Here is a 24,249-nt window from a genome sequence, read left to right as displayed (position 1 = left end):
GCCACTGGCCGTAGGATTGTCGAGTGAACCTATCCGATCGGGCATCAGCTGTCGCTCAGCAGCATCTAGCCGAAGCGCTCCCGCGACGCTGGCGGCACGTTCAAGGCGTGGCGGCTAAGGCACGGAGGCTCGGATCACTCACCAATAATGACGATGAGATACTGGAAGCTGCGGCCTGGCTGCACGATATCGGGTATTCGCCGGGCATTGCGAATACCGGGTTTCATGCATTGGACGGTGCTCGGTGGTTGATTCGCCAGGGATTTGAGCCCCGTATGGCGGGTCTTGTTGCCCACCACTCGTGCGCTCTATACGAGGCCGAGGAGCGAGGATTGGCCGACACCCTGGCTGCTGAATTTCCATATGAGGAGTCATCTACGTCTGATGCTCTTGCATACGCCGACATGACAACTGGGCCGGACGGCCAGGATTTACGGGTCGAGGCTCGACTCGCTGAAATCCGGTTGCGATACGGCCCGGACCACCTCGTGACACGGTTCTGGCAACGAGCAGAGCCCGCCTTGATGGCATCGGTTCGCCGAACTGAGGCGAGGATGGCAGCTCAACCGATGTAGGGCTCGCGTCGCTGTTCGAAGCCGTGATCGATGCGGAGCCGCATCGAAGGGTGGATCGACAGGCTGTCCAGTTCGTCCTGCGGTACCCAACGCACAGCTGACGACTCGTCGCTGGTCGTCGGCTTGCCTCCGATGTACCGGCTCCGAAAGCAGATGGAGAACTGCTGCCGCACCTCGCCGTCGCTGTACTCGACCACGTGGTTCGGATTGGTGTAGATCCCGACCACGCCCATCACCTCGATCTCGATGCCAGCCTCTTCGCGGGTCTCCCGCACCGCCGTCTCGGCGATGTACTCACCGAGGTCCTGGGCGCCGCCGGGTAGCGCCCAGAGGCCGTTGTCGGTGCGCTGGATGAGCAGCACCCGTCCCTGCTCGTCCTGAACGAAGACGGTCACGGCAACGACGATGCTGTTCGGCTTCGGCGCATCGGGGTTGTTGAAATGCTCGAGCTGGCCCAAGGAGGGCACCTTCCACTCCCTCCGGCACTTCTTCGCCACCACGTTGATGAGCAACGGCGTCGAGCCCCAGGAGGTCCAGAAGGCACTGCGGCACGCCAGCCTGCGGATCACGCTTGAGACCTACGTGCACTGGCTGCCGAAGAAGGACCGGCCGCGCGGCCTGGTCGGCAAGATCCTCCGTCCCACGGCCACCAGCCAGCCGGGTAACTCGCCCGACCAAGACCCCCGCTAGGTTGTGCCCTACTTGCGCCCGATGATCTTTTCTAGGTGTTTTCCCAGCTAAATACCCCTCTACATCCTTCTATCAGGGATTGCACGTACTAATCCGGGCTCCCTCGTGATGTCCGGTTCGCCCGCGGCGGACCGTGGCGGGACGCAGGTCGCCCCACGGTGGGTCGGCGGCGGGCCGCCGACGGTGTTGCGGTACGAAAGCAGGGTGAGTGCCACCCGTGTGACCTTCCCCGCCGCCGTGCCGACCCCCGACCCCTCGCCGTCGGCCGAGTGCCTCCAGGACACCCTCTGCAAGGGCGTCCTGGACGTGACCGGCTCGGTCTGGTTCGCCGAGGGCAGCTACTGGATCCTGCTCAAGCCGCTGCGGGTCGTGCTGATCCTGCTGCTGGCGTTCACCGCCCGGTGGGCGTTGCACCGGACGATCAACCGGCTGGTCCGCACCACCACCGACGCGGCGGTGCCGACCGTGCTCCGGCCGCTGCGCGAGCGGATCCCGTCGGCCGCGCCCGACCCGGCGGAGTTCGTCCCCGAGCGGCGCCGGCAGCGGGCCGAGGCGATCGGGTCGGTGCTGCGCAGCCTGGTCACCGCGTTCGTCTTCGGCATCGCGCTGCTGATGGTGCTCAAGGAGTTCAGCTTCGACCTGGCCCCCCTGCTGGCCAGCGCCGGCATCGCCGGCGTCGCGCTCGGCTTCGGCGCGCAGAGCCTGGTGAAGGACCTGATCGCGGGCCTGTTCATGCTGATCGAGGACCAGTACGGCGTCGGCGACACGGTGGACCTGGGCGAGGCGATCGGCGTGGTGGAGTCGGTCGGGCTGCGGGTCACCACCGTCCGGGACGGTCGCGGGGTGCTCTGGTACATCCGCAACGGCGAGATCGTCCGGGTGGGCAACAAGAGCCAGGGCTGGGCCCTGGTGGTGGTGGACCTGCCGATCGGCTTCGCCAGCACCGAGCAGGCCAGCGCCGTGCTGCGGACGGCGGCGGCCTCGCTGGCGCTGGACCCGGAGCTGGCCCCGGAGATCGTCGAGGCGCCCGAGGTGCTGGGCGTCGAGCAGATGACGGTGGACGGCGCGGTGATCCGGACGGTGGTCAAGACGACCGCGGACGGGCAGTTCGCGGTGGGCCGGGAGCTGCGCCGCCGGCTGGCCGAGGCGTTGGAGAACTCGGGCATCACCGCGAAGATCGCCGCCGCCCGGCTCTATCCGGGCCTGCCACAGACCGGCGGGGCCGGTCCGGCGGGCCCGGTGGAAACCCCCGGCACCGGCCAGGGTGGGGCCACCTGATCCGCGCCTGACGACCGGAGACGGATTATCCGAAATCTGGGGGTCGCGGACCGCGCGGCCCCTCGGGTATCGTCCGTTCGTTCAGTCGGAGATGCGACGACCAATCCGTTCGCCCTAGCCAGTTGTCAGACGATCGGGCAGAATCCGGTGCACGCGCTCCCGCCGGAGCGTGATCATGTCCTCGCTGATCCGTAGTTCTGACGACGGGGTCCCGTCAGGCCGTCACGAGTGGCCGCTCGCGGGGCACGATGGAGGCGACGGTGTCCGACGAGCGACCCTCTCCGGACGGGCCGGCCACATTCCGGGAGGTGTTCGGCCAGTCCGAGTACCGGGCGGTCTTCGCGGCCACCATGTTCTCCTGGGTGGGCGACTACGTGGCCAAGGCCGCGGTCACCGTGCTGGTCTACCGGCAGAGCGAGTCGATCGCCCTCTCCGCCGCCGCGTTCGCGGTCAGCTACCTGCCCTGGCTCGTCGGCGGGCCGCTGCTGGCGGCGCTCGCCGAGCGCTACCGCTACCGGCAGGTCATGGTGGTCTGCGACCTGATCCGGATGGCGCTGATGGCGCTGATCGCCGTGCCGGGCGTGCCGGTGTGGGTGATCCTGGCGCTGCTCTTCGCCACCACGCTGGCCAACCCGCCCAGCCAGGCCGCCCGGTCCGCGCTCATGCCGGCCATCCTCACCGGGGACCGGCTGGTCCTCGGCCTGTCGCTGAACGCCAGCTCCGCCCAGGCCGCGCAGGTGGTCGGGTACCTCCTCGGCGCCGCGGTGGCGGCGGTGAACCCGACCGTCGCGCTGCTGATCAACGCGGCCACCTTCGCCGTCTCCGCCGCGCTGACCCGCTTCGGCGTCCGCGACCGGGAGCCGGCGATGACCGCCGCGCACCGCAGCCACCTGCTGCGCGAGACCGGGCAGGGCTTCCAGATCGTCTTCGGCACCCCGGTCCTGCGGGCCATCGCCGTGCTGGTCTTCAGCGCCATGCTCTTCTCGATCGTCCCCGAGGGGCTGGCCGCCGCCTGGGCCGGCGAGAGCTCCGGCGACGGGCTGGACAGCGGCGTCGCGCAGGCCGTCATCATGGCCGCGAACCCGGTCGGGTTCATCCTCGGCGGGCTGGTGGTGGGCCGGGCGGTCGCGCCGGCCCGCCGGCTCGCCCTGATGCGGCCGCTGGCGCTGATCGCCCCGCTGGTGCTGGTGCCCACGCTCCTCGATCCACCGCCGGTGGTGGTGGCCCTGCTCGCGGCCGCCTGCGGTTTCGCCGTCGCCGGCCTGCTCCCGACGGCCAACGGGCTCTTCGTCCGGGCCCTGCCCAACGGCTACCGGGCCCGCGCCTTCGGCGTGATGGCCACCGGCATGCAGGTGATCCAGGGCGCCTCGGTGCTGGTCACCGGGCTGCTCGCGGACCGCTTCTCCATTCCGCTGGTGGTCGGCCTGTGGAGCGCGGCGGGCGTACTGCTGATGCTCTTCACGGCCCTGCGCTGGCCGGACGCGGCGACCATCGACGCGGCCGTCGCGGCGGCCGACCGGGCCAACCAGGACGACGCCGCAGCCCGTGACGCGGCCCGTGACGCGGCGCACGCTCCCCGGCCCCGCGCCGGCCGGGCGGCGGACGGCCGCCCCGGCGAGCGGAGCCGCCACAGCCACGCTGTGACGTGATCGGCAGCCGTCCCGGCCGGTCCGCGGCGGTCGGCGCGCCGGGGCACCTGGCAGGATGGAACGGTGAATCCCGCAGCTGAGTCCGACCGGCCCGGTGCGTCGGTGACCCTCTTCGAGGCGGTCGGCGGCGAACCCACCTTCCGCAAGCTGGTCGACGAGTTCTACGCCGGCGTCGCCACCGACCCGCTGCTGCGCCCGTTGTACCCGGAGGAGGACCTCGGGCCGGCCGCCGACCGGATGACGCTCTTCCTGATGCAGTACTGGGGCGGCCCGAACACCTACTCCGCCCAGCGCGGGCACCCTCGGCTGCGGATGCGGCACGCGCCGTACCGGATCGGCGCGGCCGAGCGGGACGCCTGGCTGCACCATATGCGGCGGGCGGTCGACCGGCTGGACCTGCCGCCGGAGATCGCCAAGGCGCTCTGGGACTACCTCGAGCGCGCCGCGTACTTCATGGTCAACGTGATGGAGGACCCGGCCGGGGACGCCTGAGGCGCCGCAGCGGTCGCGACCGGCCCGCGCCGGCCGTCGACCGTCGGCTCAGAGCAGCGCGCCCTCGTCGTGCAGCCAGTCCACGAAGGTGGTCGCCACGGCCGCGCCGCAGTCGAGCATCTCGACCAGGAGCGCGTCGTGGGTGCCGGCGCCGAGCGGCACCTGGAGCTCGGCGTAGATCGGCAGCTGGCCCCGCTCGGTGGGGTCGCCGATGTACGCCTTGCAGAACCGGCGGGTGTGGTTCCACTCGTTGACCACCCGGTAGGCCCGGTCCGCCCAGTCCGGCGGCACCGTGGCGTGTGGACGGGCCCGCATCACCAGGATCTCGTCCTCGGGGCCCTCCAGGGTGACCAGCACCGCGTGCCGCTCCCACATGGCCAGCAGATTCCCGTCGCCGTCGGCCAGATACCGCACGTCGAGCAGGTCCAGAGCCTCACAGACCCGGCGCAGGGTGACCGGCTCCACGCTGACCGGCATGTCCGTGATCACGGGCCGGTCGGCGGACGGGCAGTCGTCCCCCGGCTGCCGGGGGGACGGTGGTCCGACCCGGACGGTGCTGTCCACTGTGATCCCGGTTCGAGTTTCCGGGTCGCCGCCAGCGGCGGGACCAGGGCGCCATGACCACCACGGCATCGCTCGCGCACCTCACTCCCCAGCGGATCCGAACGCCTACGGTGCGTTGGATCCGAGGATGGACGGTACCCGGACAGCCGGGTTGAAGCACCCCCCCAACGACAGCCCCAGGCCAGAAGAATGACCGTGGGTCATCCGTTCGGATGATCCTTCACCGGCCGGATCGCCAGCACCGAAACCTTGCGCGACCAGGCCGCTCCGTACGGTCCCACCAGGCCGACCCAGCGGCCCGCCACGCGTACCTGGACCTCGCCCGGGGCGTCGGCCGGCCCGAGGAAACCCATCCTGACCAGGCCCTGGACCAGGCGCTGGGTCACCTCGACCGGCTCCCCCGGCGGGTCGTCCGGGGTGACCACCACGGCCACGTGGTCCAGCAGCGCGTCGCGCAGCACCCGCTGACCCACCGCACGGCCGCCCACACCCTCGGTGGCGGCGGTGCGCAGGGTGCCCGCCGCCGCCTCGGCGATCCGCCGCAGCTCTCCGGCGGGCAGCGTCTCCACCCGTCGGCTCGCCGCCGGCGGCAGCGGCCAGCGCCACCGGTCGTCCCGCCGGCCCGGCAGCGCCCCACCGGCGGACGCCAGCTCGGCCAGCAGGTCGGCGGCGGCCACCGTGACGTCACCCGGCCCGGCGCCGGCCACCGTGCGGACCACCAGCACGTCCCAGGGGAGCCGGGCCCAGAGCGCGGTACGCCCGGCTCCGGCGGCCGGACGGAGCCGGACCACGGTGGCCGGGTCGAAGCGGACCAGCCGGGCCAGGAAGGCGCCCGCGTCGGCGACCCCGTCCAGCCCGTGCCCCGGCGTCACGACGGGCGCGCCACTCACGCCGCCCCGCCCGCGGGCGCGTACGCGAGCAGGAAGGCGTGCTCGTCGGAGGTGATGCGGCGGGGCCGCTTGGCCTCCAGGTCGAACGGCACCAGCACCGAGCGGGCGGTACTGGCCAGCACGTCGCCGTCGTACAGCTCGTAGGCGACGGTGAACCTCGACGCCCGGATCTCCTCCACCCAGAGTTCGATCCGGACCGTGGGGGCCGCCTCCGCGGTGGCCCGGCCCAGCGCGTAGTCGACCGGGCGCAGGTAGTCGACCTCGTGCCGACGGATGACCACCCCGTCGGCGAACGAGCCCACCCCCCACGCCCGGCCGCCGGCGAACATCAACGCCACCCGCGCCTCCTCGTAGAGGGTGAGGAAGCGCGAGTTGTTGACGTGGCCGTACGCGTCCAGGTCGGACCAGCGCAGCGTGCAGTGGTAGACGAACCGGTCAGACAAGGGTCAGCACCGGTCAGTCACGGGTGAGCTTGCGGTAGGTCACCCGGTGCGGGCGGGCCGCCTCGGCGCCGAGCCGGTCGACCTTGTTCTTCTCGTACGCCTCGAAGTTGCCCTCGAACCAGAACCACTTGGAGGGGTTCTCGTCGTCGCCCTCCCAGGCCAGGATGTGCGTGGCGACCCGGTCCAGGAACATCCGGTCGTGGGAGATGACCACGGCGCAGCCGGGGAACTCCAGCAGCGCGTTCTCCAGGCTGGAGAGCGTCTCCACGTCCAGGTCGTTGGTCGGCTCGTCGAGCAGGATGACGTTGCCGCCGATCTTCAGCGTCAGCGCCAGGTTGAGCCGGTTGCGCTCGCCGCCGGAGAGCACCTTGGTCGGCTTCTGCTGGTCCGGCCCCTTGAAACCGAACGCGGCGATGTACGCCCGGGACGGCATCTCGACCTTGCCCACCATGAGGTGGTCCAGCCCGTCGGAGACGACCTCCCAGACGGTCTTGTCGCCGTCGAGGCCCTGCCGGGCCTGGTCGACGTACGACAGCGAGACGGTGGGGCCGACCTTGACCTCGCCACCGGTCGGCTGCTCCAACCCGACGATGGTCTTGAACAGGGTGGTCTTGCCGACGCCGTTCGGGCCGATGATGCCGACGATGCCGTTGCGCGGCAGCGAGAACGACAGGCCGTCGATCAGCAGCCGCTCGCCGAAGCCCTTGCTCAGGCTGTGGGCCTCGATGACCGTGCTGCCCAGCCGCGGGCCCGGCGGGATCTGGATCTCCTCGAAGTCCAGCTTCCGGGTCTTCTCCGCCTCGGCGGCCATCTCGTCGTACCGGTCGAGCCGGGCCTTGGACTTGGTCTGCCGGGCCTTGGCGTTGGAGCGGACCCACTCCAGCTCCTCGGAGAGGCGCTTCTTCATCTTGGCGTCGCGGCGACCCTCGACGGCCAGCCGGGCGGCCTTCTTCTCCAGGTAGGTGGAGTAGTTGCCCTCGTAGGGGTAGGCCCGGCCGCGGTCCAGCTCCAGGATCCAGTTGGCCACGTTGTCGAGGAAGTACCGGTCGTGCGTGATGGCGACGACGGTGCCGGCGTACTTGGCCAGGTGCTGCTCCAGCCACTGCACGCTCTCCGCGTCCAGGTGGTTGGTGGGCTCGTCGAGCAGCAGCAGGTCGGGGGCCTCCAGCAGCAGCTTGCAGAGCGCGACCCGGCGGCGCTCACCACCGGAGAGCTGGGTGACGTCGGCGTCCGGCGGCGGGCAGCGCAGCGCGTCCATGGCCAGTTCGAGCTTGGAGTCGATGTCCCAGGCGTCGAGGTGGTCCAGCTCCTCCTGGAGCTTGCCCATCTCCTCCATCAGCTCGTCGGAGTAGTCCGTCGCCATCAGCTCGGCGATCTTGTTGAACCGCTCCAGCTTGGCCTTGGTCTCGGCGACCGCCTCCTCGACGTTGCCGAGGACGGTCTTGGCGTCGTTGAGCGGGGGCTCCTGGGCGAGCATGCCGACGGTGTAGCCGGGCATCAGCCGGGCCTCGCCGTTGCTCGGCCGGTCCCAGCCTGCCATGATCTTGAGCAGGCTCGACTTACCGGCGCCGTTCGGGCCGACCACACCGATCTTGGCCCCCGGCAGGAAGTTCAGCGTCACGTTGTCGAGCACGACCTTGTCGCCGTGCGCCTTGCGCGCCTTTTCCAGGACGTAGATGAACTGGGCCACGGTGCGGGCTACCTCCGTCGGTTGCTGTCGCCGATTGGCGGGCACGGCGCGGGCTGCGACCTCCACCCGCCGCCGCCGGCCGGGAGCCGGCCGCGCGCACGCCGTCGTCAATCCTGACAGGTACGGCGCGCTGCGCCCACATCACCCCGCCCGAGCAGTACGCCGCGGGTCGCGTCCCGGCGGGACGGCGGACTCTCCGGCGGGCCGGGGTACGGCCGATTCCCGGCCGGTCAGCAGGGGCTGTCACCATGATCACGAGGACGGTTCAGCGACCGTGGGACGGGTAGGAGACTCCGGCACAGGGTGCCAGAGGCCGCAGCTACGCTCAGTACGCTCAGCGCGGTGGACCCGTCAGTACCCGGAGGTGGCCGATCGTGACCGTCCGTAGCTCCTTTGTCGTTGTGGCGAACCGATTGCCGGTCGACGAGGTGAGCACACCCGAGGGACGGCAGTGGCGACGCAGCCCGGGCGGGCTGGTGACCGCGCTGCACCCCGTCCTCGTCGAGCACCAGGGCACCTGGGTCGGCTGGGCCGGGGGCACCGGGGCCGCCCCCGAACCGTTCGACCTGGAGGGCATCGGCCTGCACCCGGTGCCGCTGAGCGCCGAGGAGCTGGAGCGCTACTACGAGGGCCAGTCCAACGCCACCATCTGGCCGCTCTACCACGACGCGGTCGAGACCCCGGCGTACAAGCGGCGCTGGCGCGAGGCGTACCGGCTGGTCAACGCGCGGTTCGCGGAGGCCGCGGCGGACGTCGCGGCCGAGGGCGCCACGGTCTGGGTGCAGGACTACCAGCTCCAGCTGGTCCCGGCGATGCTGCGCGAGCTGCGGCCGGACCTGAAGATCGGCTTCTTCCTGCACATCCCGTTCCCGCCGATCGAGCTGTTCATGCAGATGCCGTTCCGCACCGAGATCCTGCGCGGGCTGCTCGGTGCCGACCTGGTCGGCTTCCAGCAGCGGCTGGCCGCGCAGAACTTCGTCCGGCTGGCCCGGCACCTGCTCGGCCTGCGCTACGAGGGCCAGATGATCCAGGTGGACGGCCGGCAGGTGAAGGCCGGCGCCTTCCCCATCTCGATCGACACCCAGGAGATGGAGCGGATGGCCGCCGACCCGGCGATCCAGGCCCGGGCCAAGCAGATCCGCGAGGAGCTGGGCAACCCGAAGACGATCATCCTGGGAGTCGACCGGCTCGACTACACCAAGGGCATCGAGCTGCGGCTCAAGGCGTTCCGGGAACTGCTCGCTGACGGAAAGCTGACAGTGCCGGACGCGGTCATGGTGCAGGTCGCGACGCCGAGCCGCGAGCGGGTGGAGCACTACCAGGCACTTCGCGTCAAGGTGGAACGCGAGGTTGGTCGGATAAATGGCGAATTCGGACGGGTGGGCGTGCCCGCGGTGCATTATCTGCATCAGTCGTACAGTCGCTCCGAACTGGCCGCGATGTACGTCGCGGCCGACGTGATGATGGTGACCCCCCTGCGAGACGGAATGAATCTGGTGGCCAAGGAGTACGTGGCATCGCGCGCCGACCAGGGCGGCGCGCTCGTGCTCAGCGAGTTCGCCGGCGCGGCCACCGAGCTGCGTCAGGCATTCCTGTGCAACCCGCACGACCCGGACGCGGTCAAGGACGCCCTGCTGCGGGCCGTACACGTGGAGAAGCCGGAGGCCCGTCGACGCATGCGGATCATGCAACGTCATCTGCGCGCCCACGACGTGGGGCACTGGGCGAAATCGTTCCTCACCGAGCTCGGTGCTCCCGGGGCGGAGGCCGCGTGAACGCCCCCACCGACATCCTGACCCCCGCCGCCGGGACGATGGACCCGGAGCTGCGCGCGGCGATCGGGCGGATCGCCCGGGTCCCCCAGCTCCTGGTCGCCTGCGACTACGACGGCACGCTCGCGCCGATCGTGGAGGACCCGAGCAAGGCCGTGCCGCTGCCGGAGTCGGTCGCTGCGGTCCGCGCGCTCGCCGCGCTGCCGCAGACCACCGTCGCGGTGGTCTCCGGTCGCGCGCTGCGCGACCTGGCCGCGCTCTCCCGGCTGCCCAGTGAGGTCCACCTGGTCGGCAGCCACGGCTCCGAGTTCGACATCGGTTTCGTCGAGCGGCTCTCCCCCGAGCTGGTCGCCGTCCGCACCCGGCTGCGCGACGCGCTGCGCGAGATCGCCGCGGCCCACCCGGGCGTCCGGTTGGAGCGCAAGCCGGCCAGCATCGCCATGCACACCCGCGGGGTCGACCCGCAGGTCGCGGCGGCGGCCATCGAGGCGGTCCGCAACGGGCCCGCGAAGTGGGGCGACGTCACGGTCACCCAGGGCAAGGAGGTCATCGAGCTGTCGGTGGTCGCCACCCACAAGGGCACCGCCGTCGACCAGCTGCGTACCCAGCTCTCGGCCAGTGCCGTGCTCTTCATCGGCGACGACGTCACCGACGAGAACGCCTTCGGCAACCTGCACGGGCCGGACATCGGCATCAAGATCGGCCCCGGGGACACCCAGGCCCACTTCCGGGTGGCCGAGCCGCTCGACGCGGCCCGGGCCCTGGGCCTGCTGCTGGAGACCCGCCGGCACTGGCTCTTCGGCGAGCGGGCCGTCCCGATCGAGCGGCACTCGATGCTCGCCAACGGCCGGACGGTCGCCCTGCTCACGCCCGAGGCCAAGGTGAGCTGGCTCTGTCACCCCAAGCCGGACTCGGCGGCGATCTTCGCCGACCTGGTCGGCGGCAGCCCCGCCGGCCACTTCACAGTGGGGCCGGAGCGCGGTGGCATCCCGCTCGGGCAGCGCTACCGCAGCGGCACCATGACCGTGGAGACCCGCTGGTCCGGGCTCACCGTCACCGACTGGCTCGACCTGCCGGCCCGGGAGACCACCCCCGACGGCCCGGCGATCATCACCGGCGACTCGACCCTGGTCCGGGTGCTGACCGGCTCCGGCAAGGCCCGCATCGACTTCGCCCCGCGCCCGGAGTTCGGCCAGGTCGCCGTCCAGCTCCAGCCGATGGACGACGGGCTGCTGGTGCTCGGCTCCAACGAGCCGGCCGCGCTCTACGCCCCCGGCGTCGAGTGGGACGTCACCAACGACGGCGGCTACGAGACCGCCCACGCGGTGGTTGACCTCTCCGCGGCCGGCGGTCAGGTGGTGCTGGAGCTGCGCTTCGGCACCCACAGCCTGGAGCACCACGCCGTCCCGATCCACGAGCGCCAGGCCAGGGCCGAGCAGCCGTGGAAGGACTGGGTGGCCTCGCTGCGGCTGCCGACCACCGCCCGTGAGCTGGTCGCCCGGAGCGCGCTCACGCTGCGCGGCCTCTGCCACGAGGCGACCGGCTCGATCCTGGCCGCGGCGACCACCTCGCTGCCGGAGGAGCTGGGCGGCGTCCGGAACTGGGACTACCGCTACTGCTGGCTGCGGGACGCGGCGATGACCGCCCGCGCGCTGGTCGACCTCGGCTCCATCGAGGAGGCGGAGGCGCTGCTGCGCTGGGTGGACGGCTGCATCGAGCGCACCGGCGGCCACCCGGAGCGGCTGCACCCGCTCTACACGGTCGACGGCTACGAGCTGGGTGCCGAGGCGGTCATCGACACCCTGCCCGGCTACGCCGGCTCCCGGCCGGTCCGGGTGGGCAACCTCGCCAACCACCAGCTCCAGCTCGACGTCTTCGGCCCGATCGCGGACCTGATCGCCGCCGTCGCCGACGCCCGGGGCTCGGTGCGCGACGACGAGTGGCGGGTGCTGGAAAACATGGTCGAGGCGGTCCGCCGCCGCTGGCACGAGCCCGACCACGGCATCTGGGAGGCCCGCCTCCCCCCGCGGCACCACATCTTCTCCAAGGTGATGTGCTGGATGACCGTCGACCGGGCGCTGCACGTCATGCGCCAGCACGGCGGCGAGGACCGGCCGGAGTGGGTGGAGCTGCGCGACCGGATCGGCGCCAACGTGCTCGACAACGGCTGGCACGAGGAGGTCGAGGCGTACAGCGTCGCGTACGGCGACGAGGACATGGACGCCTCCTCGCTCTGGATCGGCCTGTCGGGGCTGCTGCCGGGCGACGACCCGCGCTTCCTCTCCACCGTGCTCAAGATCGAGGCGGACCTGCGCAGCGGCCCGGTCGTCTACCGGTACCACTGGGACGACGGCCTGCCGGGCCGGGAGGGCGGCTTCCACATCTGCACGGCGTGGCTGATCGAGGCGTACCTGCGCACCGGCCGCCGCACCGACGCGGAGGAGCTGTTCATGCAGATGGTCGACACCGCGGGCCCGACCGGGCTGCTCCCCGAGCAGTACGACCCGCTCGCCGAGCGCGGCCTGGGCAACCACCCGCAGGCGTACAGCCACCTGGGCCTGATCAAGTGCGCGATGCTGCTGGACAACATGCTCAAGCAGTGACCTGAGCAGCGACGACGGCGGCCGGGGAGATCCCTCCCCGGCCGCCGCCGCGTCTCCGCCCACGCCCTCGCCCCGGTTTGCGGCGTGTCGGGGTTTCCCCGTGCGCGGACGCCCCGACACGCCGCAAATCGGGGCCGGGTGCGCGCGGGGCGCCGAGGGGGTCAGGTGTCGAGGGCGCCGACCACGTCGCCGATCACCACGATGGCCGGGGGGCGCAGGCCAGCGGCGACCACGTCGTCGGCGACCGCGCCGAGCGTGGAGCGCAGCGAGCGCTGGGAGCCGGTGGTGCCCTCCTGAATCACGGCGACCGGGGTGGCCGGATCCTTGCCGTGCGCGGTGAGCGTCGCGGTGATCGCGGCGAGGTTCTTCAGCCCCATCAGGACGACCAGGGTGCCGCGCAGCCCGGCCAGGGCGGGCCACCGCACCAGCGAGTCCGGCGAGTCCGGCGCGACGTGCCCGGACACCACGGTGAACTCGTGGGCCACCGCCCGGTGGGTGACCGGGACACCGGCCACCGCCGGCACGGCGATCGCGCTGGTCACGCCCGGCACCACGGTCACCGGTACGCCCGCCTCGGCGCAGGCCAGCAGCTCCTCGCCGCCCCGGCCGAAGACGTACGGGTCGCCGCCCTTGAGCCGGACCACGACCTTCCCGGCCAGTGCCCGGTCCACCAGGATGCGGTTGATCTCCTCCTGGGCGCGGGACGGCCCGTACGGGATCTTGGAGGCGTCCACCAGCTCGACGTCGGGGCGCAGCTCGTCCAGGAGCAGCCCCGGCACCAGCCGGTCGGCGACCACCACGTCCGCCTCGGTGAGCAGCCGCCAGCCCTTGACGGTGATCAGCTCCGGGTCGCCCGGACCGGCCCCCACCAGCGCCACCCGCCCGGGCGCGGCCTCCCCCGGCGTCGCGCCCCGTCCGGCGGCGGCCAGGCCGGTGCGGACGGTCAGCAGCTCCCTAACGGCGTCCCGGACGTCCATCGCCCGGCGCGGGTCGCCCCCGCCGAACACCGCCACGGTGACCGGCCCGTGCCGGGTCACCGCCGGCGTCCACGCGGTGGCGGCCAGGCGGTCGTCGGCCCGGACGCAGAAGATCCGGCGCTCGGCGGCGGCGGCGCTGACCGAGGCGGCGGCGAGCGGGTCGTCCACGGCGACCTGGACCAGCCAGGCGCCGTCCAAATCGGCGGGGGCGAACCGGCGCGGCGCCCAGTGCAGCCGGCCGGCGTCGACGTGGGCGTGCAGCGCGGGGGTCAGCTCCGGCGCGACGAGGAAGACGTCCGCCCCGGCGTCCAGCAGCGCCGGCACCCGCCGGGTGGCGACCGCTCCCCCGCCCACCACGACCACCCGCCGCCCGGTCAGCCGCAGGCCGAGAGGGTACGGGCTGGCGCTCACGCCGCCACCCCGCCGGGCTGCGCGGCGGCGCGCGGCGGCCCGCCACCGGGCCGGATGCCTCGCTCGTTCACTTCTCGGAGACCCCCGCCGAGTCGAAGGTGGCGACCTCGTGCAGCACCCGGACCGCGCCGGTGACCACCGGCAGCGCCAGCAGCGCGCCGGTGCCCTCGCCGAGGCGCAGGCCGAGGTCGATCAGCGGGTCCAGGCCGAGGTGGCGCAGCGCCACGGTGGCCCCCGGCTCGGCGGAGCGGTGCCCGGCGACCATCGCGCCGACCGCCGCCGGGGCCAGGGCCGCGGCGACGAGCGCGGCGCCGGCGGCGATCACCCCGTCCAGCAGCACCGGGACGCGGCGAGCGGCGGCACCGAGGATCAGGCCGGCCAGCGCCGCGTGCTCCAGCCCGCCGACGGCGGCGAGCACGCCGAGCGGATCGGCCGGGTCGGGCCGGTGCCGGGCGAGCGCGGTCCGCACCACGCCGACCTTGCGCCGGTACGTCTCGTCGTCCACCCCGGTGCCCCGCCCGGTGGTCTCGGCCGGGTCGGTGCCGGTGAGCGCGGCGACCAGCGCCGCCGACGGGGTGGTGTTGCCGATGCCCATGTCGCCGGTGAGCAGGATGCCCGCCCCGGCGTCGACGAGTTCGCCGGCGATCCGGATGCCGGTCTCCAGCGCCGCGCGGGCCTCGTCCCGAGTCAGCGCCGCCGTGACGGTCATGTCCCGGGTGCCCCGGCGGACGTTCGCGGCGACCAGGCGCGGGCCGAGGGCCCCGGCGTCGTCCGGGTCGACCGGGAGCGGGGTGGCCACGCCGACGTCGACCACGGTGACCGAGGCACCGGCCTGGCGGGCGAACGCGTTCACCACCGCACCGCCGGCCAGGAAGTTGGCGATCATCTGAGCGGTGACCTCCTGCGGCCAGGGAGTCACCCCCTGGGCGTGCACACCGTGGTCACCGGCGAAGATCGCCACCGCGGCCGGCTCGGGCAGCGGCGGCGGGCACGCGCCGGCCAGCCCGGCGAGGCGTACGGAGAGATCCTCGAGGGCGCCGAGGGAGCCGGCGGGCTTGGTCAGGCGGGCCTGGAGGTCGCGCGCGGCGGCCATCGCCGGCTCGTCGAGCGGCCCGATCGCCGCGATGGTGGTCTCCAGCATCATGCCTCCAGGATCTCGGCCAGTACCTCGATGAACGCGTCGGTGGTCGCCGGATCGCGTACGGCCACCCGCAACCAGTCCGGCCCCAGGCCGGGGAAGGTGTCCCCGCGCCGGACGGCCCAGCCGCGCTCGCGCAGCGTCTCCCGTACCCGGTCGGCACCGGCCAGGTGCAGCAGGACGAAGGCGCTGGCCGGGCGGCCCGCGACGCGTACCCCGGGCAGGGCCGACAGGCGCGCGACCAGATGGTCGCGGTCGGCGGCGAGCCGCGCGGCGATCTCGCGCTCGGCCGCGACGGCGGTGGGCGACGCGCAGGCGGTGGCGGCGGCGAGCGCCGGGGTGGAGACGGCCCAGAGCGGCTGGACGGCGGCAAGCCGGTCCAGCAGCGCGGCCTCGCCGAGCAGGTAGCCGATCCGCAGGCCGGCCAGCCCCCAGGTCTTGGTGAGGCTGCGCACCACCACCAGTCCGGGCAGGTCGCGCCGGCCGGCCAGCGACTCGGGCTCGCCGGGCACGCCGGGGGCTGCGGTGGTGTCGGCGAACGCCTCGTCGACGACGAGCACCCGGCCCGACCGGGCCAGGGCGGCCAGGTCGGCAGCGGGGTGCAGGACGGAGGTGGGGTTGGTCGGGTTGCCGATCATGACCAGGTCGGCGTCGGCGGGGACCCGCGCCGGGTCGAACCGGAAGCCGTCGGCGGGGTCGAGCAGCACCCGCTCCACCTGGTGGCCGGCGGCGCGCAACGCCGCCTCCGGCTCGGTGAACTGCGGGTGCACCACCACCGGGCGACGTACCCCGGCCAGCGCGCGGGCCAGCAGCACGAAGCCCTCGGCGGCACCGGCGGTGAGCAGTACCTCCTCCGGGGGACGGCCGTGCCGGGCCGCGACGGCCGCGCGGGCGGGCCCGGGGTCCGGGTACGCGGCCAGCTCCGCCAGCGAGGCGGTCAGCGGGTCGGCCAGCCAGTCCGGCATGGTGTCCCGGCGGACGTTGACGGCCAGGTCCACCAGGCCCGGGGTGGCCTCGACGTCCCCGTGGTGCCCCAGGTCGGGCACCGGCCCGGTGCCCAGGGGCACCTCGATCAGCTGACCACGCATGTCCGTGATCCTGCCGGGAAGCCGCCGTAGGGGACAGCGCATCCCGACGTGGGGCGCGTCACCGCTCGGCAGCAGGCCCGCCCGTTTATGAATTCTTCTCATTTCCGAATCGGAAATGTCATAACTTGACCATGTGAGCAACCGACCCCTTGCTGCCGCTGGTCGTTCCGTTCCCCTCCTTCGCGCCGGGCTGATCGCCGGCATCGTCGTCGCCGCCGTGGCCTACCCGTTGGCCGCGGTCACCGGCCTCGGCGCCAAGGCCACCGCCCACGCCGTGGAGCAGAAGACGAACATCCTGCGCACCGCGCTGCCGGCCGAGACGTCGTACCTCTACGCCCCCGACGGCAGGACGATCCTGACCATGTTCTACGAGGAGTACCGGCAGTACACGAAGCTGTCGGACATGTCGCCGAACATCCAGCAGGCGATCATCGCCGCCGAGGACAACCGCTTCTACCAGCACCACGGCGTCGACCCGAAGGGCGTCGCCCGCGCCTTCGTGGCGAACGCCCGCTCCAACGGCGTCTCCCAGGGTGCCTCGACGCTCACCATGCAGTACGTCCGGATGGCCCTGCGGGACAGCGCCACCACCCCGAAGGAGGTCCAGGAGGCCACCCAGCAGACCAGCCTGCGCAAGGTCCGGGAGATGCGGATGGCCCTGGACATCGAGAAGGAGCTGACCAAGGACGAGATCCTGGAGCGCTACCTGAACTCGGCGTACTTCGGCCACCGGGCGTACGGCATCTACGCCGCCTCGCAGATCTTCTTCTCCAAGACCCCGGCCACCCTCACCCCGGTCGAGGCGGCCACCCTCGCCGGGCTGGTCAAGTCCCCCTCCGAGTACGACCCGATCACCTCGGACCAGAAGGACGCCACCGGGCGCCGCAACTACGTGCTCGACCGGATGGCCCAGCTCGGCTACCTGTCGCCGGACGCCGCCGCGGCGGCCCGGTCCGAGCCGATCCGGACCCGGGTCACCAGCCCGGCGAACGACTGCGTCTCCCTGCCCAGCCGGTACCAGACCTGGGGCTTCGCCTGCGACTACGTGAAGAACTGGTGGAGCGCGCAGCCCGCGTTCGGCGAGAACCGGCTGGAGCGGATGGACAAGCTGCGCCGGGGCGGCTACCGGATCGTGCTCAGCCTCGACCCGAAGATCCAGGCGGCGGCGGAGAAGAACGTCGGCGCGAAGGAGAACGTCGGCAGCCCCTTCGCCAACGGCATCGTGGTCGCCGAACCGGGCACCGGCCGGATCAAGGCGATGGCGGTGAACCGGACGTACTCGCTGGACCTGGCCGAGAACGGGCCCAGCTCCAACCCGGAGGCCGGCCCCAACGTCAAGGCGAACTTCCCGAACACCGTGGCGCCCCTGCTCGGCGGCGGCAGCCTCCCCGGCTACCAGGCCGGATCGACGTTCAAGATGTTCCCGATGCTGGCCGCGCTGGACGCCGGGTTGCCGCTCTCCACCACCTACGACTCGCCGCACCGGTACCGGTCCGCCGTCTACGACGGGTGGTCCCCGTCCAACGCCAGCGGCGCGATGACCGGCCGGCAGACCATGTGGTCCGGCTTCGGCAAGTCGGTGAACACCTACTTCGTGCAGCTGGAGGAGCAGATCGGCGCGGACCGCGGGGTACGCCTCGCCGAACAGCTCGGGCTGCGCTGGCGTACCGACGTGGACCGGGACCACGCCTCCCCCGCCAAGGCCAAGAAGTGGGGCGCGTTCACCCTGGGCGTGTCCGACGCCACCCCGCTGGAGATGGCCAACGCGTACGCCGCGATCGCCGCCGACGGGCGGTACTGCGAGGCGATGCCGGTCGTGTCGATCACCAACCGGGACGGCACCCCGGCGACGTACCGGACGGCGTCCGGGATCGAGCGGGAGGTGGCCAAGCCGCGCTGCCGCCAGGTGGTCAGCGCGGACGCCGCCCGGGCCGCCACCGACGCCGCCCGCTGCCCGACCGGGGACACCCCGGCGAAGGGCAACTGCGGAGGCTGGTCCACGGCGGACAGCGTCCGCGGCACGGTGGGCCGCCCGGTGGCCGGCAAGACCGGTACCACGGACAGCACCCGGACGGCCTGGTTCGTCGGCTACACGCCCGAGCTGGCGGCGGCGAGCTTCATCGCCGACCCGGACAACCCGTTCAACGCGGTGGGCGACGGCCAGTCCCAGATCCCCATCGCCGCGGTCGCCCAGACGCTGCGCGACGGTCTCAAGGGCGCGCCCACCCGCCAGTTCACCCCACCGTCGGACCGCATCGTGGGGTGAGCCCGGCTCGCCCCACCCGGATACCGGGAGCGCTGCGTCAGGAACGGTGCGGTTCCTGACGCGGCGCTTCCGTCTCGCAGGCGGTGGCCGACTCCTTGCAGGTCGGCGGCCGGGGTCAGTGCAGGTCGGCGGCGACCAGGGACCAGAGTTCCAGGTCGACGCGGGCCCCCCGGACGAAGCCGGCATTGCGCAGCAGGCCCTCGTAGCTGAAGCCGGCCTTCTCGGCCACCCGGCGGGACGCCACGTTGCCCGGCGCCACCCGCAGCTCGACCCGCTGGAAGCCGTGCTCCAGGATCAGGGCGATGGCCAGCGCGTCCACCGCCTCGGCGGCCAGCCCGAACCCGCGGGCGTCCGGGGCGAGGGCGTACGACACCTCGGTGAGCCGGGCGCCCCAGTCGGTGCGCCGGGTCCAGAGGCAGCCGACCACCCGGGCGTCCTCGCGGCGCAGGACCGCGTAGTGGTCGCCGTCGCCGCTGTCGCGCCGCTGCCGGGCCAGGTCCGTGCACCAGGCCTGCCCGTCGATCTGCCCGGTGGCGTCGGCCAGCGGCAGCCAGCGCTGGGTCTGCCGGTCGGCGAAGACCTCGTCGACCGCGTCCGCGTCCGCCGCCACCAGCCGGCGCACCTCGATCCGCGGGGTGGAGACGGTCAGGTCCGGAAAGCGGCGCACCGCCACCTGCCCGATCACGCCGGCGCTCCGACGCCCTCGGCGATCCCGGCCGCCGACACCAGCCGGGTCGCGATCGCCGGATGGGCCGCCCAGTGCAGGCCCAGCTGGGAGGCGTGCACGCCCCGCCACACGAACCCCTCGGGTGACCCGCCCTCCCAGCTCCACGCCGGGCGCTCGCCGGCCCGGGGCGTGAGCACGGCGCCGTGCTGCTTGTAGCCGACCACCGTGGCACCGGCCTCGGCGACCACGCTGGCGGTGCGGGCAGTCGCCTCCCGGTACCCGACGACCAGGCCGTCGCGGCTGGCGCCGATCGCGTCCAGCACCCCGCACATCGGCCGGCCGTCCAGCTCGCGGGCCAGCCAGAGCAGGCCCGTCCCCTCGGCCAGCACCGGGCGGCCGGTGCGGGCCAGCTCGGCCACCGCGATGCAGAGCCTGCGGTTGGCGGAGAGCTCATCGGCGTACGACTCGGGCAGGCCGGCGCCGACGACCAGCGCGCGGGTCCCGGCGGGCAGCGCCTCGTCGCGCAGCGGGTCGACGGTGACCACCTCGGCGCCCGCCGCGCGCAGCAGCTCGGCGGTCTCCGCGTAGCTGTAGCTGCCGCCCGGCCCACCCGCCAGCGCGACCAGCGGACGACCCTCCACGGGCACGGCCGGCGACGGCGACCAGGGCTCGACGGAGAGCGCGGGCGCGGAGCGAGCCAGCGCGAGCAGCCGGTCCAGCTCGACGGTGCCGGCCACCGCCTCGCCGAGGCGCCGCACCGCGCGGGCCGCCTCGGCGTCGCCGCCGACCACCGGCAGCACGCCGTGCCGCCGGGCGGGCAGCACCGGGGGCAGCTCGTGCCGGCGCAGCGCGCCGTAGACGGGGACGTCGACGTCGTCCAGCGCCGCCCGCAGCATCGCCTCGTGCCGGGGCGACGCGACCTGGGTGAGGATCACCCCGCCCAACCAGAGCTGGTCGTCGTAGGAGCGGAAGCCGTGCACCAGGGCGGCCACCGACTGCCCCATCGCGGCCACGTCCACCACCAGCACGACCGGGCTGCGCAGGGTGGTGGCCACGGCCGCCGTGGACTCCGCCTCGGGGCGCCCGGCCACCGAGTCGTACAGCCCCATGGTGCCCTGCACCACGGCCAGGCCGGCGCCGGCGGCGCCGTGCGCGAAGAGCGGCCCGAGCCGGTCGGCGCCGACCAGCCGCGCGTCGAGGTTGCGCCCGGGCCGACCGGCGGCGAGCCCGAGGTACGCGGCGTCGACGTGGTCCGGGCCGACCTTGAAGCCGGCGACGTCCAGGCCCCGGTCGGCGAGGGCGGCCAGCAGGCCGATGGCCAGCGCGTTGGTGCCGTGTCCGGAGGACGGCGCGCTGAGCACGAGGCGCGGCACGGCGGTCATCATCGACTCCTCGCGGGCGACGGGTGGTGGTACGCGGACGACCGGGACGATCACGACCGGAAATCCGCTCGCGTGACCATACCCGTCCACACCGACGCGTGGCGGCCGCCGACCGGTCGACGCCCCGGGCCGGCGCGGTCAGTGGCGACGGTCATACGGGTAGCCTCGTGCTGTGTACCGGTTCCTCCTGACGCCACGATGGCTGGGCATCCTCGCGCTGACCCTGGTCGCCGCCGCGGTGATGGTGCAGCTCGGCAACTGGCAGCTGGACCGCTACGAGCAGCGCACGGCGGTCAACGAACGCATCGACGCCGGCAGCCGGGGCACCCCCGCGCCGCTGCGCGAGGCGCTGCCCGCGCCCACCGGCGGTGCCGGCTCGGTCGGCCCGGCCCCCGCCGAGCGCGCGGAATGGAGCCGGGTCACCGCCACCGGCCGGTACGACGCCGCGAACGTGATCCTGGTCCGGGGCCGGACGGTCGAGAGCAAGGTCGGCTTCGAGGTGCTCGCCCCGCTGGTGCTGGCCGACGGCACGGCCGTGCTGGTCGACCGGGGCTGGATCCCGCCCGCGCCGGGTGGCGCGATGGCCATGCCGCAGGTGCCCGCCCTGCCCACCGGCGAGGTGACCGTGGTCGGTCGGGTGCACCCCACCGAGACCGGCGGGGCCGGCGTGGACCGGCGCGAGGGCCGGCTGGAGACCCGCCGGGTCACCGTCGACAAGCTCGCCCGCGAGCTGCCGTACCCGCTGCACGGGGCGTACCTGCTGCTGGACGAGCAGACCCCGGCGGACGATCCGGCCTTCCGCGCGGTACCGATCGGGCACACCAACAACTGGCAGAACTTCGGCTACGTCGTCCAGTGGTGGCTCTTCGCCGCGATGTCGCTCTTCGGCTACGGCTGGGTCGCCCGGCGGGAGGCCCGGCGCGCGGCGGGGCTGGACGCGCCGAAGGGGCCGGTCGACCGGGCCGCCGAACCGGTCACCTGAGCCTGATCGCCCGGCCGGCGCGCTGCCCGGCCGGGTGGAACCGGACACTCGGGCGGCTCCCGGGACAGCGGGGGACGTTGTAGTGTCCGCCCGTGATCGACGAGCCGGTGAACCCTGACCCCACGATGCCCACGGCCGAGCCGGTGACGGCGACCTCCCCGGCCTACGACCCGTGGGGCGCCATGCCACCGGCACCGCCCACCGCGCAGTTCCCCCCGCACTCCCCGCCCACCGCGCCGCTGCCGGCGGTGCCGCCGGTTCCGCACTCCGCGCCGCCCGTGACGGCCCAGTTCGCCGCGCCGCCGGTCCATTTCTCGGCACCGCCGGCGATGCCGCCCGCGCCGTTCTCCGCGCCGCCCGGGGCGATCCGGCCCGGGCCGTACCCGCCGGTGTCCGCGCCGGCGCTGCCGCCCGCCGGTTACCACCCGGCCTGGCCGGAGGTGGTGGCGGTGCAGATCGCCGAGATCGTGGTGACCCCGCCGGTGATCCGGACGCCGGCCGGGGTGCTGCCGCTGGCCGGCGCGTCCTGGCACGTGGCGGACTACTGGCAGAAGGAGGAGAAGATCGCGACCTGGGCACTGGTCTGCGCCATCGTGGGCTTCTTCTGCCTGACGTTCTTCAGCCTGTTCTTCCTGCTGGTCAAGGAGACCCGCCACCACGGGACGGTGCAGGTGACGGTGGTCAACGGCGCCCACCAGTACGTGGCTCGCATCCCGGTGGTGGACCAGGGCCAGGTGCAGCACATCAACAACCAGGTCAACTACGCCCGATCGCTGTCGACCTCCTGATCCCGGGCGGCCCGAGCGTCACCGGCCGGCGGGCTCAGCCGCCGGCTCGCCCGGCGTGGATCGCCCGCACCATGTCGATGGTGTCCGCCTCGGCGGCGGTCTTGTCCTCCCGGTAGCGCACCACCCGGGCGAAGCGCAGGGCCATCCCGCCCGGGTAGCGGGAACTGGTCTGCACCCCGTCGAAGGCGATCTCGACCACCTGCTCGGGGCGTACCCGGACCACCCAGTCGCCGCGCTCGACGGCCAGCGCCAGGAACCGCTCGGTCTGCCAGCGCAGCAGCTCGTCGGTGAGGCCCTTGAACGTCTTGCCGAGCATGACGAAGTCGCCGGTGTGCGGGTCCCGTGCGCCGAGGTGCAGGTTGGAGAGCCAGCCCTGCCGCCGGCCGCTGCCCCACTCCACGGCCAGGACCACCAGGTCGAGGGTGTGCCGAGGCTTGACCTTCACCCACGCCGCACCGCGCCGGCCCGCGTCGTAGGGCGCGTCCGGCGCCTTCACCACGACGCCCTCCTGGCCCGCGTCGAGCGCGGCGGCGAAGGCCGCGCCGGCCTGCTCGGCGTCGTCCACCGTCATCCGCCCGACCAGCAGCGACTCGTCGACCGCGCCGGCCAGCGCCGCCCACCGCTGCCGGCCGGGCCGGTCGATCAGGTCCTCCCCGTCGAGGTGCAGCAAATCGAAGAAGTACGGCGTCAGCACGGTCTGGCCGGTCGTCTCGGCGGCGGCGAGCACCGCCGGGGCGACCGGGGCCGCGCCGGTGGTGCTGGGCGTGGTGCGGCGGGCGGCGCGGCTGGAGGTCTGCTGGAAAGGCAGCGGCCGGCCGGTGGCGTCCAGCCCGATCGCCTCGCCGTCGAGCACCAGCTCGCGGGCGGGCAGCGCGCGCACGGCCGCGACCACCTCGGGCACCCGGAAGGTGATCTCGTCGAGGCTGCGGGTGAAGACGGCGATGTCGCCGCCGGAGCGGTGCACCTGGATCCGGATGCCGTCGAGCTTGACGTCCACCACCGCCGGTACGCCGGTGGCGTCGAGCGCCGCGTCGACCGACGGGGCGCTCTGCGCCAGCATCGGAGCGAGCGGACGCCCCACCTGGAGCCCGAAACCGGCCAGCGCGGCGGCGCCGCCGGAGAGCGCGGCGACCGCCACCGCGCGCAGGTCGCCGGCGAGCAGCAGGGCGCGGCGGACGGCGGCCACCGGCACCTCGGCGGCCCGGGCGATGGCGTCGGCGAGCAGACCCGCCTGGGCCCCCTGGCGCAGCTCGCCGCTGAACAGCCCGACCAGCAGTCGCTGCTCCTCGGCGGTGGCGGCGGCGAAGAGCGCGCCCAGCAGCTCCCGTCGGCGGGCCTGCGAGCCCGGCCCGCGGACCGCCGCGATCCGGTCGATCGCCGCGTCCACGCCGGCCACGGTCAGCGTCGGCTCGGCGGCCGGTGCGGGGAGGTCGCGCAGGGCGGCCCAGCCGACGCCGGTCTGCCGCTGGCGCAGCTCACCGGAGAGGTAACCGGAGCCGGCCGGCACCTCGGACTCGTCGAGCGAGCGCAGCGCGGCGGCGAGCAGCTCCACCTTGGCCCGTCGGCCGCTGGTGGCGCCGACGGCCGCGGAGGTGGCTGCCAGGTCGAGGAACCGCACGGCCCCATCCTGCCAGCCACCTCCGACACCACCCGGGCATTGCCGTGCCCGGGCCGACCTGGTGGGCGGCGCGGGTCAGGCCGAGACGGGTTCCTCGATGCGCAGGCCCCGGGCGCGGACCTCGTCGGCGACCCGGGAGAGGACCCCGTCGAGGGCGACCAGCGCGGCCGAGAGCTCGCCGAGCTGGTCCTTGAGCGTGTCCTCGGGCCACGCGGAGACGTCGACGTCCCCCAGAGCACTCACGGCGGCTTCGAGCCGCGTCATCACGTCGTTCGTACGCATGTTC

22 protein-coding genes are annotated in these 24,249 nt (G+C 73.4%); 10 read left to right on the top strand and 12 right to left on the bottom strand.

Annotation, left to right across the window (positions count from 1 at the left end):
- Positions 1-23 precede the first annotated feature (23 nt).
- A complete protein-coding gene (locus ACSNN7_RS02780) occupies positions 24-575 on the top strand; it encodes an HD domain-containing protein (RefSeq protein WP_436678911.1) in 552 nt (183 codons plus the stop codon).
- On the opposite strand, the gene ACSNN7_RS02775 is transcribed toward ACSNN7_RS02780, so the two are convergent.
- On the bottom strand, positions 563-1,033 hold the full coding sequence (locus tag ACSNN7_RS02775; RefSeq protein ID WP_436678910.1) for an NUDIX hydrolase: 471 nt from the start codon (positions 1,031-1,033) through the stop codon (positions 563-565). The two genes, ACSNN7_RS02780 and ACSNN7_RS02775, sit on opposite strands and share 13 nt — an antisense overlap.
- On the opposite strand from ACSNN7_RS02775, the gene ACSNN7_RS02770 reads away from it, so the two are divergent.
- From ACSNN7_RS02770 to ACSNN7_RS02755, 4 genes are all read left to right on the top strand, one after another.
- Positions 1,011-1,265: a tyrosine-type recombinase/integrase gene (locus tag ACSNN7_RS02770; protein ID WP_436678909.1), complete on the top strand. Its 255-nt coding sequence runs from the start codon at positions 1,011-1,013 to the stop codon at positions 1,263-1,265. The genes ACSNN7_RS02775 and ACSNN7_RS02770 overlap by 23 nt on opposite strands.
- 204 nt (positions 1,266-1,469) lie before the next feature.
- The gene (locus ACSNN7_RS02765; protein ID WP_436678908.1) at positions 1,470-2,543 is read left to right on the top strand and encodes a mechanosensitive ion channel family protein; all 1,074 of its coding nucleotides are present in this window, start codon (positions 1,470-1,472) and stop codon (positions 2,541-2,543) included.
- Positions 2,544-2,791: 248 nt separating this feature from the next.
- The gene (locus ACSNN7_RS02760; RefSeq protein WP_436678907.1) at positions 2,792-4,192 is read left to right on the top strand and encodes an MFS transporter; all 1,401 of its coding nucleotides are present in this window, start codon (positions 2,792-2,794) and stop codon (positions 4,190-4,192) included.
- A gap of 63 nt (positions 4,193-4,255) precedes the next feature.
- On the top strand, positions 4,256-4,684 hold the full coding sequence (locus ACSNN7_RS02755; RefSeq protein ID WP_436678906.1) for a globin: 429 nt from the start codon (positions 4,256-4,258) through the stop codon (positions 4,682-4,684).
- Between the two features lie 48 nt (positions 4,685-4,732).
- Here the strand turns inward: ACSNN7_RS02755 and ACSNN7_RS02750 are convergent, their stop codons facing one another.
- The 4 genes from ACSNN7_RS02750 to ettA form a co-directional block, all read right to left on the bottom strand.
- Positions 4,733-5,317 (bottom strand): YbjN domain-containing protein, encoded by a 585-nt coding sequence (locus ACSNN7_RS02750; protein ID WP_436678905.1) that lies wholly within the window; start codon positions 5,315-5,317, stop codon positions 4,733-4,735.
- A gap of 131 nt (positions 5,318-5,448) precedes the next feature.
- Positions 5,449-6,138 carry a hypothetical protein gene (locus tag ACSNN7_RS02745; RefSeq protein ID WP_436678904.1) on the bottom strand — a complete coding sequence of 230 codons (690 nt, stop codon included), beginning with the start codon at positions 6,136-6,138 and terminating at the stop codon, positions 5,449-5,451.
- Positions 6,135-6,581: an acyl-CoA thioesterase gene (locus ACSNN7_RS02740; protein WP_436678902.1), complete on the bottom strand. Its 447-nt coding sequence runs from the start codon at positions 6,579-6,581 to the stop codon at positions 6,135-6,137. The genes ACSNN7_RS02745 and ACSNN7_RS02740 overlap by 4 nt, the downstream gene beginning before the upstream one ends.
- A gap of 13 nt (positions 6,582-6,594) precedes the next feature.
- Positions 6,595-8,271 carry an energy-dependent translational throttle protein EttA gene (gene ettA, locus ACSNN7_RS02735; protein WP_436678901.1) on the bottom strand — a complete coding sequence of 559 codons (1,677 nt, stop codon included), beginning with the start codon at positions 8,269-8,271 and terminating at the stop codon, positions 6,595-6,597.
- A gap of 374 nt (positions 8,272-8,645) precedes the next feature.
- On the opposite strand from ettA, the gene ACSNN7_RS02730 reads away from it, so the two are divergent.
- Positions 8,646-10,046 (top strand): alpha,alpha-trehalose-phosphate synthase (UDP-forming), encoded by a 1,401-nt coding sequence (locus ACSNN7_RS02730; protein ID WP_436678900.1) that lies wholly within the window; start codon positions 8,646-8,648, stop codon positions 10,044-10,046.
- Between the two features lie 38 nt (positions 10,047-10,084).
- The gene (gene otsB, locus ACSNN7_RS02725; RefSeq protein ID WP_436678955.1) at positions 10,085-12,646 is read left to right on the top strand and encodes a trehalose-phosphatase; all 2,562 of its coding nucleotides are present in this window, start codon (positions 10,085-10,087) and stop codon (positions 12,644-12,646) included.
- 161 nt (positions 12,647-12,807) lie between these two features.
- Here the strand turns inward: otsB and cobA are convergent, their stop codons facing one another.
- The 3 genes from cobA to cobC all read right to left on the bottom strand — a co-directional run bounded on the left by cobA (position 12,808) and on the right by cobC (position 16,260).
- Entirely contained in the window at positions 12,808-14,034 is a 1,227-nt protein-coding gene (cobA, locus tag ACSNN7_RS02720) for a uroporphyrinogen-III C-methyltransferase (protein ID WP_436678899.1), read from the bottom strand.
- Between the two features lie 67 nt (positions 14,035-14,101).
- Positions 14,102-15,175 carry a nicotinate-nucleotide--dimethylbenzimidazole phosphoribosyltransferase gene (gene cobT / locus ACSNN7_RS02715; RefSeq protein WP_436678954.1) on the bottom strand — a complete coding sequence of 358 codons (1,074 nt, stop codon included), beginning with the start codon at positions 15,173-15,175 and terminating at the stop codon, positions 14,102-14,104.
- Entirely contained in the window at positions 15,175-16,260 is a 1,086-nt protein-coding gene (gene cobC, locus ACSNN7_RS02710; RefSeq protein WP_436678898.1) for an Rv2231c family pyridoxal phosphate-dependent protein CobC, read from the bottom strand. Before cobC ends, cobT begins: the two co-directional genes overlap by 1 nt.
- A 133-nt stretch (positions 16,261-16,393) precedes the next feature.
- On the opposite strand from cobC, the gene ACSNN7_RS02705 reads away from it, so the two are divergent.
- Positions 16,394-18,526: a transglycosylase domain-containing protein gene (locus ACSNN7_RS02705; RefSeq protein ID WP_436678897.1), complete on the top strand. Its 2,133-nt coding sequence runs from the start codon at positions 16,394-16,396 to the stop codon at positions 18,524-18,526.
- A 115-nt stretch (positions 18,527-18,641) separates the two neighbouring features.
- Here the strand turns inward: ACSNN7_RS02705 and ACSNN7_RS02700 are convergent, their stop codons facing one another.
- Both ACSNN7_RS02700 and ACSNN7_RS02695 read right to left on the bottom strand, forming a co-directional pair.
- Complete coding sequence (locus ACSNN7_RS02700; protein ID WP_436678896.1) at positions 18,642-19,211, bottom strand: GNAT family N-acetyltransferase; 570 nt, start codon at positions 19,209-19,211, stop codon at positions 18,642-18,644.
- Positions 19,208-20,575: a cobyrinate a,c-diamide synthase gene (locus tag ACSNN7_RS02695; RefSeq protein ID WP_436678953.1), complete on the bottom strand. Its 1,368-nt coding sequence runs from the start codon at positions 20,573-20,575 to the stop codon at positions 19,208-19,210. The genes ACSNN7_RS02700 and ACSNN7_RS02695 overlap by 4 nt, the downstream gene beginning before the upstream one ends.
- Positions 20,576-20,747: 172 nt before the next feature.
- Between ACSNN7_RS02695 and ACSNN7_RS02690 the strand changes: the two genes are divergently transcribed.
- The gene (locus tag ACSNN7_RS02690) at positions 20,748-21,557 is read left to right on the top strand and encodes an SURF1 family cytochrome oxidase biogenesis protein (protein WP_436678895.1); all 810 of its coding nucleotides are present in this window, start codon (positions 20,748-20,750) and stop codon (positions 21,555-21,557) included.
- A 92-nt stretch (positions 21,558-21,649) separates the two neighbouring features.
- On the top strand, positions 21,650-22,345 hold the full coding sequence (locus ACSNN7_RS02685; RefSeq protein WP_436678894.1) for a hypothetical protein: 696 nt from the start codon (positions 21,650-21,652) through the stop codon (positions 22,343-22,345).
- A 34-nt stretch (positions 22,346-22,379) separates the two neighbouring features.
- On the opposite strand, the gene ACSNN7_RS02680 is transcribed toward ACSNN7_RS02685, so the two are convergent.
- Together ACSNN7_RS02680 and ACSNN7_RS02675 are read right to left on the bottom strand one after the other, a co-directional pair.
- Positions 22,380-23,963 (bottom strand): ATP-dependent DNA ligase, encoded by a 1,584-nt coding sequence (locus tag ACSNN7_RS02680; RefSeq protein WP_436678893.1) that lies wholly within the window; start codon positions 23,961-23,963, stop codon positions 22,380-22,382.
- Between the two features lie 75 nt (positions 23,964-24,038).
- Positions 24,039-24,245 carry a hypothetical protein gene (locus ACSNN7_RS02675; RefSeq protein ID WP_425751994.1) on the bottom strand — a complete coding sequence of 69 codons (207 nt, stop codon included), beginning with the start codon at positions 24,243-24,245 and terminating at the stop codon, positions 24,039-24,041.
- Between the last annotated feature and the right edge of the window lie 4 nt (positions 24,246-24,249).

This window comes from Micromonospora sp. URMC 105 (assembly GCF_051386295.1).
In the GTDB taxonomy this organism is placed as follows: domain Bacteria; phylum Actinomycetota; class Actinomycetes; order Mycobacteriales; family Micromonosporaceae; genus Micromonospora.
This window is presented reverse-complemented; position numbering and strand designations above follow the sequence as displayed.